Here is a 12,694-nt window from a genome sequence, read left to right as displayed (position 1 = left end):
ATCCCATTTCTAATTGAGGTAGAGCTATTTCTATCCCATAAAGTCTTAAAAAAACATTAACCTTTAATAAAGCCATCATTGACATCAGCAAGATGATTGTTGCAAACCAATGCAGGGCATAACTGTGCGGTTTAGGAAAACAATTGAACGCGATGTAAAAACAACAATTGCATTAATTTGCAAAATACATTACAAAAAAATTTGGTTTTATCTGATAATACCATGAAATTTATGTGATAATTGTCGAACTTTATAGTATAATTATAAAACTCCATCTTATTTATTACAATAGGGAATGTGTCAACGGTCAATTTTGCAAAATTTTATTTCTTTGACGATGGTGTATATAATAGAAGAAAATAAAAGCCCTGTTAAAAAACAATCAATCAATTCAACATTCAATTGGCCCATCCTATTATCTTCACTAATTAATAGATTTTTCTGAGGAAGGTTAAAATGCGTATGAAACACACTAATTTACCCCCAAAACAGGGACTTTATGATCCCACTTTTGAACATGATGCCTGTGGCATCGGAGCAATTGTCCATATCAAAGGAAAGAAATCCCACGATATTGTCAAGCAGGCTTTAACAACGCTTATTAATTTACAGCACCGGGGCGGACGGGGCTCCGAACAAAATACCGGTGACGGTGCCGGGATTCTGATCCAGATCCCGCACCAGTTTATGGAAAAAACCGCCCGTCAAGAAGGCTTTATCCTGCCCCAACCCGGGGACTACGGTTTGGGGATGTTATTTATGCCCACCGATGCCGACCAGCGAAAACAGTGCGAAACCATTCTGGAAGAGACGATTAAAAAAGAAGGACAAACCTTGCTGGGCTGGCGGGATGTCCCAGTAGATCTCTGCGACCTGGGAAAAACAGCAATTGAAAGCATGCCGTTTCTTAAACAAGTCTTTATCAAGAAAAATCCGGCAATCACTGATTCCATGGCTTTCGAAAGAAAGCTCTATACCATTCGTAAACAGGTTGACAAGGCAACTAAAAAGAAAGGGCTGTCTTTTTATGCAGCCAGCTTTTCTTCCCGCACGATCGTTTATAAAGGGATGCTGACTGAAGATCAGGTTGGTCAGTTCTACCAGGATCTTAAAGACCCGGATGTCACCACCGCTATTGCCATGGTTCATTCCCGTTTTAGTACCAATACCTTCCCGAGCTGGGAACGGGCCCATCCCAACCGCTACGTGATCCACAATGGTGAGATCAACACCCTCCGGGGCAATGTTAACTGGATGTATGCCCGTCAATCCCTGCTTCAAAGTGATCTCTTTGGCAATGAGTTGGAAAAAACCTTTCCGGTGGTTGATGTCGATGGCAGTGACTCATCCATTTTTGATAACGCCTTCGAATTTTTAAGCTTAACTGGCCGTTCCATGGCCCATAGTGCGATGATGATGATCCCGGAGCCCTGGTCCAAACATACTACCATGAGCCCAGAGAAAAAAGCCTTCTATAATTATCACTCCCGCATGCTGGAACCCTGGGACGGCCCGGCCGCCATCGCTTTCACCGATGGTATTCGACTGGGAGCGGTTCTTGACCGTAATGGTTTGCGACCATCCCGTTATTATGTAACCAAAGATGATCTGGTTATCCTCTCTTCTGAAGTCGGCGTTTTAGATATTCCGCCTGAAAACATTCTCTGTAAGGAGCGTTTAAAGCCTGGTCGAATGTTGATGATCGATACTGAAAAAGGCGAGATCATTAATGATGAAGATCTCAAACATTCCGTTGCATGTCAGGAACCCTATGCCAAATGGATCGAAGAGCATAATATTACTCTGGATACGTTGCCCGTACCAAAAACAAAAATAAGCTCCAATAAAGAAACCCTGGTTCAACGTCAAAAATCATTTGGTTATACCTATGAAGATTTAAAAGCCCTGATTATACCGATGGCCAAAGACGGTGTCGACCCTATTGGGGCCATGGGTAATGATATTCCATTGGCAGTTTTATCGGATAAATCTCAAGTGCTTTTTAATTACTTTAAGCAGATGTTTGCTCAGGTAACCAACCCCCCCATCGATGCCCTTCGGGAAGAACTGATCACAGGTACCGAGGTTTATCTTGGTGGTGAAGGTAATCTGATTAACCCCTTACCGCAAAGTTGTCATCAGATCAGCCTGGACATGCCGATTCTCAGTAATGAAGACTTGGAAAAGATCCGGGAACTGGATGACCCACGGATAAAAGCCGTTACACTTTCAACCTTATTTGAAAGTAACACCGGCGGTGATGGTCTGGAAAAAGCTCTGGAAGATATTTTTGTTGCCGCTGACAAAGCCATTGCCGACGGAAACACCATTATTATCCTTTCTGATCGTGGTGTTAACGCTAATATGCTTCCCATTCCCTCGGCGTTGGCCATCTCCGGTCTCCATCATCATTTAATCAATAATCTAACCCGAACCCGGGTTAGCCTGATTGTAGAATCTGGTGAGCCACGTGAGGTTCATCATTTTGCGGTGCTAATCGGTTATGGCGCCACCGCCATTAACCCTTATTTGGCCTTTGAAACCGTGGAAGATCTGATTGATCGCGACTTGTTAACCGATGTAGGCTATGAAAAAGCCATTAAAACCTATATCAAAACAGTCAGCAAGGGTGTTATCAAGGTGCTTTCTAAAATGGGAATTTCTACCATTTTGAGCTATCATGGGGCCCAGATCTTTGAAGCCGTGGGGATCAACTCAGATGTGATTGACAAATACTTTACCCGCACCCCATCGCGAATCGAAGGAATCGGGATTAATGAAATTGCCCGGGAATCCCAGATGCGTCATGACGAAGCCTACCACAATCCTTTTGCCGATGCCAATGCGCTAGAATCCGGCGGAAATTTCCAATGGCGGGCCGATGGTGAATATCATACCTACAATCCCGAAGCTGTTTATAAACTGCAAAACGCCTGTCGAATGGGCGACTATCAAACGTATAAGGAATACACCGCCCTGATCGATGAACAAAGTCAACGCACCTGTACCTTAAGAGGTCTAATGAGCTTTAAAAACCGTCAGCCGATTGCAATTGATGAGGTTGAATCGGTAGAAAGTATCTGTACCCGTTTTAAAACCGGTGCGATGTCCTATGGCTCTTTAAGCAGCGAGGCCCACGAAAGCCTGGCCATTGCCATGAACCGTATCGGCGGCAAGAGTAATACCGGCGAAGGCGGCGAGGATCCTGAACGCCACATTCCTTTGCACAACGGTGACTCCAGGCTCAGTGCCATTAAACAGGTCGCCTCCGGACGCTTTGGTGTTACCAGCCATTACCTGTCCAGTGCCAAGGAAATTCAAATTAAAATGGCTCAGGGTGCCAAACCGGGAGAAGGCGGTCAACTGCCAGGACGTAAGGTTTATCCCTGGGTCGCCAAAACACGGTTCTCTACACCCGGTGTTGGTCTAATTTCACCACCACCCCACCATGATATCTATTCCATTGAAGATTTGGCGGAACTGATTCATGACTTAAAAAACGCTAATCGGGAAGCCCGAATCAATGTTAAACTGGTTTCTGAAGTCGGCGTTGGCACCATCGCTGCCGGGGTCGCCAAAGCCAAAGCTGATGTCATTCTAATCAGTGGTTATGACGGCGGAACTGGTGCCTCACCGCGAACCAGTATCCGTCATGCCGGTCTGCCCTGGGAACTGGGGCTGGCTGAAACCCACCAAACCCTGGTACTTAACAACTTAAGAACCCGGGTAAAAGTCGAGACTGACGGGAAACTGTTAACTGGTAAAGATTTAGCAGTTGCCACCCTGCTAGGTGCCGAAGAGTATGGCTTTGCTACCGCCCCACTGGTTATTCTTGGTTGTGTAATGATGCGGGTCTGTCATCTGGATACCTGTCCGGTTGGGGTAGCAACTCAAAACCCTAAACTGCGTGAACGGTTTATCGGTGATCCCGGACACATTGTCAATTTCATGAAGTTTATTGCCCAGGAACTCCGGGAAGTTATGGCTGAACTTGGTTTTAGAACCATTGATGAAATGGTCGGCCGCTCCGATAAACTGGAAATGAATCGCGCTATTGATCACTGGAAAACAAAGGGTCTGGATTTCTCCAGTATTTTATATCAGCCAGAAGTTCCCGAAGGCGGCGGTTTATACTGTCAAATCAAACAGAACCACAACATCGAAAAATCCAAGGATCTAACCGAGTTACTGGATCTGTGTCAACCGGCTCTGGAAAAAGCTGAGAAGGTGGAGATCACCACCACCATTAAAAATGTCAATCGGGTCGTTGGTACCATCATTGGTAATGAGGTGTCCAAGCGTTATGGCGAAGCAGGTTTGCCTGAGGATACCATCACGCTTAACCTGACGGGTTCATCGGGCCAAAGTTTAGGGGCCTTTATCCCTAAGGGCATCACCATTAAACTGGAAGGCGATGCCAATGACTATTTCGGCAAAGGCCTATCCGGCGGAAAAATGGTGATCTATCCGCCCAAGCAAGCCACCTTTGTCCCTGAAGAGAACATCATCATTGGAAATGTTGCCTTCTATGGCGCAACCCAGGGTGAAGCCTATATTAGGGGCGCCGCCGGCGAACGTTTCTGCGTTCGTAACAGCGGGGTTACTGCCGTGGTTGAATCAGTGGGGGATCATGGCTGTGAATACATGACCGGCGGAAAGGTTGTCATCCTGGGAAAAACAGGCCGAAACTTCGCGGCCGGGATGTCCGGAGGCGTCGCCTATGTGCTGGATCTGGACGAAAACTTCTGTGAATCCTGTAATGCTGAGATGGTCGATCTGGTTAAAATTACCGATGCCACTGAACGCGCCGAGTTAAAAGATTTAATAACAAAACACCGGGATTACACCAACAGTTTACTGGCACAAAAAATACTTGATGACTTTGATACCTATGCAAAACAGTTTACCAAGGTTTTACCGCGCGATTATAAACGAATGCTGGATGCCATGGAACGGGTTAAAGCCCTTGGTCTTACCGGCGATGAAGCCTTAATGGCAGCTTTTGACGAAAATAACCGGGATCTGTCCCGGGTAAGCGGAAATTAGTGAGGAGGTAGACGAATATGGGAAAATCAACAGGATTTTTAGAATATAACCGGGAAGTACCAAAGGATCGGGCCCCGCTCGAACGGATTAAAGACTGGGCGGAGTTTCATTTGGAACTTCCCGAAGAAAAGCAACAGCTCCAGGGTGCCCGTTGCATGGATTGCGGTGTACCTTACTGCCACTCCGGCATGATGATTGCTGGTGGTGCCTCGGGCTGCCCTATTCATAACTTAATTCCTGAATGGAATGACATGATCTATAAAGGATTATGGAAGGAAGCGCTGGCCCGCCTGCTTAATACCAATAACTTCCCTGAGTTCACCGGTCGGGTTTGCCCGGCACCTTGTGAAGGGGCTTGTACCGTGGGACTAAATGAACCTCAGGTTACCATTAAAGTCAATGAATGCACGATTATCGATCATGCCTTCAAAGAAGGATGGATTACCCCCACCCCCCCCAAACATCGAACTGACAAAAAAATTGCCGTGGTCGGTTCCGGTCCGGCGGGACTGGCCTGTGCTGCCGAGCTGAACAAAGCCGGCCACAACGTCACCGTCTACGAACGGGCTGACCGGATTGGCGGACTGTTAATGTACGGCATCCCCAACATGAAACTGGATAAAATCGACGTGGTTCAGCGTCGGGTTGACCTGATGACCGCTGAAGGCATCAACTTTGTCACCAGTACCGAGGTTGGTAAAGACTATCCGGTAGCCGCTTTAACAGCCGATTACGATGCCGTTGTCTTATGTGGCGGCGCCACCAAACCCCGCGATCTGCCAGTAGAAGGCCGAGAACTGCAAGGCGTTGATTTTGCGATTGACTTTTTGTCAGCCAATACCAAAAGCCTGTTAGACTCCAACCTGGCCGATGGCAACTATACTTCGGCCAAGGATAAGCATGTCGTCATTATCGGCGGCGGCGACACCGGCACCGACTGTGTTGCCACATCCATCCGTCACGGCTGCAAAAGCGTGCTGCAATTAGAGATTATGCCCAAACCACCGGCCACTCGAGCTGCCAATAATCCCTGGCCGGAATGGCCTAAAACCTATAAACTGGATTATGGTCAGGAAGAAGCAGTTGCCCTATATAGCAACGACCCCCGCCAATACTGCACCACCACTAAAAAAATTGTCGGTGATGCCAACGGCCACGTCAAAGAAGTGCATACCGTGGAAATTGAATGGCTGGCCGACGAAGCCGGACGCATGATCATGAAAGAAATTCCCGGAACTGAAAAAGTTCTGCCCGCTGACCTGGTTTTACTGGCGATGGGCTTTCTGGGACCGGATGACCTGTTAGTTGACCAACTGGGTCTGGAACGGGATCCCCGCTCCAATGTCAAAGCCGATTACGGCGTTTACCAGACCAGTGTCGATAACATCTTTGCTGCCGGCGACATCCGTCGCGGTCAGAGCCTGGTTGTCTGGGCCATCAATGAAGGCCGGGAAGCTGCCAGAAGTTGCCATCACTATCTAAAAACAAAATAATGCTACCAAAGTAAAAAAACAGCCATAAACCTGCCAATCAGGTTTGTGGCTGTTCTGTTTTATCCGTTATCACTTATTTGAGGTCGCTTTTTCTGCCCTCATGTGATCGTGTTTTTTAAATTAATCTGCCCTTTTTAGACAATCACAATTTCGCTTTCTTGAATGCCTTGGCCATTCACATTTTCGAAATAGCTAAAAAGTGTCGTCCGAATATCCTGAATCACTTCTAATCTGTAGTCTTCCAATCCACAATCCTTCAGTTTCCCCTTAATTTCGTCAATCTGATCTGAAGTATAGATATCTCCCACTAAATCCAATCGTAGTTTTTTTGCATCTGGGTCAATCGTTGCACGCATCGTAGTCGTAGTGGATGAATTGACCTCGCCATTTACAAAGGTTTTCACACTGGAATAAATCGCGTTTTTTTGAATTGAAACCGCCGAAACATAAACCGCCGAAACGGTTGCTGGAATCGTAATCAGAATTACACCGATAATGATTGATCTTTTGATAATTTTATTATACCGTTCTTTTACAACATCGGCTTGTTTTAATTGGAGCAATTTACAAAATATAAAGGTTGCAACAACAATAAAAAAAGCATTGATCGTAAACAGATAAGCTGCCGAAAAAATGTAGTCAACATTGCCATTCGCTATTCCATAACCAACCGTACACATCGGAGGCATCAACGCCGTGGCAATGGCAACCCCTGGAATAACATTTGTTTTTTCTTTTCGCGTTATCCCGATAACCCCTGCCGTTCCGCCAAAGAAAGCGATCAGCATATCAAAAAAGGATGGCCCGGTTCGCGCCAACAGTTCGCTGGTTGGTTCATGCACAGGCGTCAGGAAAAAATAAATCGAGGCACCAATTAATGCAATAATGATCTGAGTGATGAAATTGATCGCGGCATTTCTAAGCAGCAGGCCATCATAGGTTGCGATACTATAACCCATTGCAATAATAGGGTTCATCAAAGGTGATATCAGCATCGCACCGATGATCACCGCTGTTGAGTTCGTATTTAAACCTACCGATGCGACAATGATCGCACAAAAGAGAATAATGAGAGGCGCTCCTTTTAGCCGTACCCCTGAAACAATACTTGTGTGTATGGCCTCCGCATCCATCTGATCGGATTTTATGTCAAACACACTGTTTTTCAAATAATCAATCATCCTAAATCTCCTCGCACCAATTTGTTACTGTGTCATTTAATTGCCAGTCGCCGATTAAATAAACGCCAGATTATTTTCAGCTAATTATATCAAATTTGGTGCTTGAATTCTATGCATTCTTAGTGCTTATTTGTTTTATTCTTAAGCAACTCACACCTTGATGTTCGCTCTTTATTGTAGGAGTTCCTGTGATTATCTCTATTCTCAAGCTTGAATTCTATTTCCTTCGCAAAAAAGCTGAAAGCCGATTCCACAATTATTTATGTAGAATCGGCCTCAGCTTGCAATCTCAGCTGTCATTTTTGGGGACTCACCCCTTTCTGTTTTTCAAAAATCTTCCTCTTCACTTTCCCATTGTAAATCTGCTACTTGTTTGAGGATTATCTTACTTTTTATTTTCGCTTCTATTACCTATTGGCAGCTAGCTCATTGGGGGTTTTCAAGTGAAATAAATTTCTGAACAATCTGTTCTTTCGTCCAAATTTTTCCCTTTGTTTCTCTGAATTTCAATTGAAAATCATCTTCTCTTCTCGCATCGATTACCTATCCTTGATCTATTATTTTTATTATGACCACAGTTTTTTTATGTGGGTATCATAATGTGAATACCGATCTCCAATAAATCTGATTGTGATTAACAATGTACTTACCAATTCTCATAGTGATGAGAATTTTTCCATTGTAGAGTCTATGATCGATAAAACCAGATCCTCGAGGCTTATCTCTGAGTTATTATTATAATCGGATAATCTTCTCCTTGATCTTATCATTCAGTCAAGTGCTTATTTACTTTTTAATGATCCTGTCATTCAATTGGAAAAGGATTGGTTGATCCTTGATTCAATTATATTGTATCATCTTTCTGTCATAAGTAAATAGCTGCATTGTAAACGTTTGTAACTCTTTTGTAAATATGCAATCCGGTCTATTTTGCTATTTTCGAAACAGGACTCCCCTCTGTTTTTTCAAATATTTATAGCAAGAGGCTGATAAACTCCTTCTTTGTGGGTATTAAATATACGATCATTAATTTCTTAAAGAGAGGTGTTGTTATGGTAAGAGTTGAAGACATCAATATGAGCTATCGCACTTACGGAGACGGGTATCCTCTGCTTTTAATTATGGGTTATGGCGGTACCATGAACCTTTGGGAGGAACGGCTTCTTCGTTCCCTGGCGAAAAAATACAAAGTCATTGTTTTTGATAATCGCGGCATGGGAGAAACCAGTTCTGGTCACAAGGATTTTACGATTGAACAATTTGCCGAGGACACCTATGAATTCATGCTTGCTTTAAAGATCGAAAAAGCACATGTGCTGGGCTGGTCCATGGGTGCCTCTATTGCCCAAGAATTAGCCTTGAGGCATCCTGAAATTGTTAACAAGCTGATCCTTTACGCTTCGCTTTGTCATCCGGAAATTTTTCCACCGGAGCCAAAGGTACTTTCCAAACTTGAAAACACCCTGAGCTCCCCTTCTGAAAAGGTTCATGAATGGTTACGACTTATTTTTCCATCAGAGTGGATAAAAAACAATCAGGATCGGATTCGGGAAATATTTTATCGTCCACTGGGGACCATGAATCCCGATGCGATAATCAAACAGGCCGAGGCTATCAATAAATGGGAGGGTTCCTGCAATCGAATCCCCTTTCTCCAGCATGAAACCCTGGTTATTGACGGTAAAGACGATCTTATTTTGCCCTCGGAAAATGCCCAATATCTGGCCAGCAAGCTACCCAACTCCAAACTCGTTTTAATTGCCGAAGCAGGACATGGTCTGATGTTTCAAAACCCGGATAAGTTTCATTTAATTATCAATCTGTTTCTGGATCAATGAGCCATTTAAATCGATTTTCTTAACTTCGTGAATTCACAGTGATGCTGTTCAATTATACAAAATTCTAAAAAATGCGGTTCGTTCTTAAATTAAAGAATCTGCCGCATTTTTCTAACTCATTTAATCAATTCTTCCGATAATACGTTCTTCTGTTTGTTTCATCATTCCGGCAAACAATTTTGCAATCTCAGGATCAAACTGAGTTCCGGCATTGTTCTTGATTTCTGCTATCGCACTTTCGCGATCCATCGCTTTCCGATAAACACGATTTTCCGTCATCGCATCATAGGCGTCCGTCACGGCAATGATCCGAGACAGTAAGGGAATCGCCTCACCCGCTAAACCTTTCGGGTAACCGCTGCCATCCCAATGCTCATGATGACTAAGAATAAACTCTGAGATTGATACCAGCTCGGGAGAAGCCGCGGCAATCCGGTAGCCGATTTCAGGATGCTTTTTCATTTCAAGCCATTCTTCATCTGTCAATTTTCCCGGTTTTCCTAAAATCCGATCATCAATTCCCACCTTGCCAATATCGTGAAGGGTCGCCAGAAGCTCCAGATGATCCAGTTCAATCTGCGACAGCTTTAAGGCTTCACCAACCATGCGGGACAGGGCTGCCAACCGCTCGGAATGTTCCTCCGTTTCATGACTTTTCTCATACATTGTCGCCTTGATTGATGAAATAATTGTACTGTGGGAGCTTCGTTGTTCCAGTAACTTACGGCTATTCATATATAGCTCAGCTCTTTTAATGGTTTGCTTCAAATCGCCATGGGGCTTTTCTTTGGTGCCCGATCCCAATGCCACATTGATATGAAAAGCCTCATTCAAAATCCGGCGATTATGCAAAATAAACGCCTCTTTAATTTCATCCATTCGTTCTAAAGCCGTTTCCCGGGATGTTTTTGGCATTAGAATACTAAATTCATCCCCACCGGTTCTGGCCATCAACGCATCATCATGACAACAGCTTTTCATAATTCGTGCTGTTTCTATAATAATCCGATCCCCGGCTTCATGACCAAATGCATCGTTTATTAGTTTGATCCCATTGATATCCCCGATTATGATTGAGATGGGCAGCTGATTCTCGCTACCAATCCGTTTTTGCTCTTCTTCCCAAAACAGTCGATTATAAACTCCGGTCAAGTGATCATGATAGCTTAAATAGCGGTATTTCTGCTCACTGATTTCCAGCTTCTCTTTAGCTTTGGCTACAATTTTTGACTGTTTGTCCAGCTCATCATCGATTGTTTGAATAATAAACAATAAACCAATGCCAAGAACCTGGCTGCTGACGGCAACGATCAGCCAGATCGAACCGTAATCGGCAATGGCAAATTCATTAAAAAAACCGCGATCCAACAAAATAGTGATGAGTACAAAAGTAAACAGATTAAAAGTAATGAATTTCAGCACCCAACGTCTGTCAAGCAAAGATCCCGATAAAACCAGTACCACTGTTACACACACCATTCCGGCCCCCATTGGTCCAGCCACAAAAAGTACCAGCACACTGACAAAATAACAAATCAGCAGGAAGAACAGTTTTTTAAAGCGAAGATTAATTTTCCAGTTCAACAGAACAAAAACCGCGACAAAATAGAGACAAAATTCAAGAGTAGCGGTTACATACTCGCCTTCTTGATAAAATAAATAGGCGCCATAAAAAAAGAGTACCGGGCCCAACAAAATAAAATAAAAAGTGATTATGTAAAACAAGTGATTTTTTAAGTCGTTAAGATCCTGGTAACCAGCGCCATTATTTTTCATTCTGACAGTTTGCCTTTTCAGGTGGCTAAATAACGTTCTGATAAATCCCGTCACTTTGTCGATCTTTTGTTTACGGATATTATTCATATTCCATGACCCTTTCAGCAACTATTTTCAATCATTTTAACAATAGGGTTTGTCTATTAGATACCCCACGTTCCCTATTTTAGTCACTAAGCCAGGATGTCTCCTTATTTTTCCATAAAAAAAGCCGTCAGACCTTTAATAATAAAGGCTTGACGACGTTGCCACTTTTTTTTATTTGTTATACTTTTTCTGCAATGGTCCGAATTAGCTCATGTGAAGCCTTCCAGCCCAGACAGGAATCGGTAATCGATTTTCCGTATACCCCACCATCAACCGGTTGATTGCCTTCTTCTATATAGCTTTCGATCATTAGACCCTTAACATATTTTTTCAAATCGGTATCGTAATGGCGATTACGCAGTACTTCCCGGGCGATCCGGGGTTGCTCACCAAAACACTTGTTGGAATTGGCATGATTTAAATCAATAATAATTGCTGGACAGGAAAAATCACGTTTTTCATAAAGTCTAATCAGGTGCATGATATCCTCATAATGATAATTCGGATAATTGCGTCCATGCTGATCTACTGATCCACGCATAATGGCATGGGTCAGGGGATTTCCAGAGGTTTTCACTTCCCAACCCCGGTAGATAAAAGTATGCTCTGCCTGACCGGCCTGAATCGAATTTAGCATCACGGTGATATCGCCACTGGTTGGATTTTTCATTCCCACCGGGATTTCCAGTCCGGAGACAGTGAGACGGTGCTTCTGGTTTTCAACCGACCGGGCCCCAATCGCCACATAACTGAGCAGATCTTCCAGATAGGCATAATTTTCCGGATACAGCATCTCATCCGCACAGGACAAACCCGTTTCTTCAATGGAGCGGATATGCAATTGCCGAATCGCTTTAATCCCTTCTACCATGTTAGCCTTCTTGTTGGCATCCGGCTGGTGAAGCATTCCCTTATAACCTTCTCCGGTCGTTCTCGGTTTATTGGTATAAATTCGTGGGATTATCACAATCTTATCTTCCACTTCTTTTTGAATAACACTTAGACGGTTCACATAATCAATTACTGCCGTTTCATTGTCTGCGGAGCAGGGCCCAATAATTAAAATAAAACGGTCATCTTTTCCTTCGAAAATATTTCTGATTATTTGGTCCCGTTGGACTTTTATTCTTTTACCCGCTTCGGACAGTGGCATCATTTTAAAAATTTCGCGGGGTGACGGAATTTCCTGGATTAACTCAAAACTCATTTATTACTCCCTTTTTAATTTTTTTCGTATTTCACACAATCTGGTTTCTGATCACCATTTCACCTT

General features: G+C 43.8%; 6 protein-coding genes. 3 read left to right on the top strand and 3 right to left on the bottom strand.

Annotation, left to right across the window (positions count from 1 at the left end; all coding sequences use genetic code 11):
• The first annotated feature begins 462 nt into the window (after positions 1-462).
• Together gltB and DOZ58_RS14645 are read left to right on the top strand one after the other, a co-directional pair.
• Entirely contained in the window at positions 463-5,046 is a 4,584-nt protein-coding gene (gene gltB, locus DOZ58_RS14650; protein ID WP_204355522.1) for a glutamate synthase large subunit, read from the top strand.
• A gap of 17 nt (positions 5,047-5,063) precedes the next feature.
• Positions 5,064-6,539, top strand: a complete 1,476-nt coding sequence (locus DOZ58_RS14645) for a glutamate synthase subunit beta (RefSeq protein WP_111888973.1) — start codon at positions 5,064-5,066, stop codon at positions 6,537-6,539.
• Positions 6,540-6,673: 134 nt separating this feature from the next.
• On the opposite strand, the gene DOZ58_RS14640 is transcribed toward DOZ58_RS14645, so the two are convergent.
• Positions 6,674-7,720 carry a DUF389 domain-containing protein gene (locus DOZ58_RS14640; protein WP_204355418.1) on the bottom strand — a complete coding sequence of 349 codons (1,047 nt, stop codon included), beginning with the start codon at positions 7,718-7,720 and terminating at the stop codon, positions 6,674-6,676.
• Between the two features lie 1,052 nt (positions 7,721-8,772).
• Between DOZ58_RS14640 and DOZ58_RS14635 the strand changes: the two genes are divergently transcribed.
• A complete protein-coding gene (locus DOZ58_RS14635) occupies positions 8,773-9,558 on the top strand; it encodes an alpha/beta fold hydrolase (RefSeq protein ID WP_111888972.1) in 786 nt (261 codons plus the stop codon).
• 120 nt (positions 9,559-9,678) lie between these two features.
• On the opposite strand, the gene DOZ58_RS14630 is transcribed toward DOZ58_RS14635, so the two are convergent.
• Together DOZ58_RS14630 and DOZ58_RS14625 are read right to left on the bottom strand one after the other, a co-directional pair.
• Positions 9,679-11,334 carry an HD domain-containing phosphohydrolase gene (locus DOZ58_RS14630; RefSeq protein WP_162624541.1) on the bottom strand — a complete coding sequence of 552 codons (1,656 nt, stop codon included), beginning with the start codon at positions 11,332-11,334 and terminating at the stop codon, positions 9,679-9,681.
• 265 nt (positions 11,335-11,599) lie between these two features.
• Complete coding sequence (locus DOZ58_RS14625) at positions 11,600-12,628, bottom strand: 3-deoxy-7-phosphoheptulonate synthase (protein WP_111888970.1); 1,029 nt, start codon at positions 12,626-12,628, stop codon at positions 11,600-11,602.
• Between the last annotated feature and the right edge of the window lie 66 nt (positions 12,629-12,694).

The organism is Acetobacterium sp. KB-1 (genome assembly GCF_003260995.1).
Taxonomy (GTDB): domain Bacteria; phylum Bacillota; class Clostridia; order Eubacteriales; family Eubacteriaceae; genus Acetobacterium; species Acetobacterium carbinolicum.
Note: the sequence above shows the minus strand (reverse complement) of the source record. Positions and strands in the feature narration are given on the sequence as shown.

Excerpts from the sequence above, each read along its gene's own strand:
- DOZ58_RS14635 (WP_111888972.1), top strand. The coding sequence starts at position 8,773 with ATGGTAAGAGTTGAAGACATCAATATGAGCTATCGCACTTACGGAGAC.
- DOZ58_RS14625 (WP_111888970.1), bottom strand. The coding sequence starts at position 12,628 with ATGAGTTTTGAGTTAATCCAGGAAATTCCGTCACCCCGCGAAATTTTT.
- DOZ58_RS14630 (WP_162624541.1), bottom strand. The coding sequence starts at position 11,334 with ATGAAAAATAATGGCGCTGGTTACCAGGATCTTAACGACTTAAAAAAT.
- gltB (WP_204355522.1), top strand. The coding sequence starts at position 463 with ATGAAACACACTAATTTACCCCCAAAACAGGGACTTTATGATCCCACT.
- DOZ58_RS14645 (WP_111888973.1), top strand. The coding sequence starts at position 5,064 with ATGGGAAAATCAACAGGATTTTTAGAATATAACCGGGAAGTACCAAAG.
- DOZ58_RS14640 (WP_204355418.1), bottom strand. The coding sequence starts at position 7,720 with ATGATTGATTATTTGAAAAACAGTGTGTTTGACATAAAATCCGATCAG.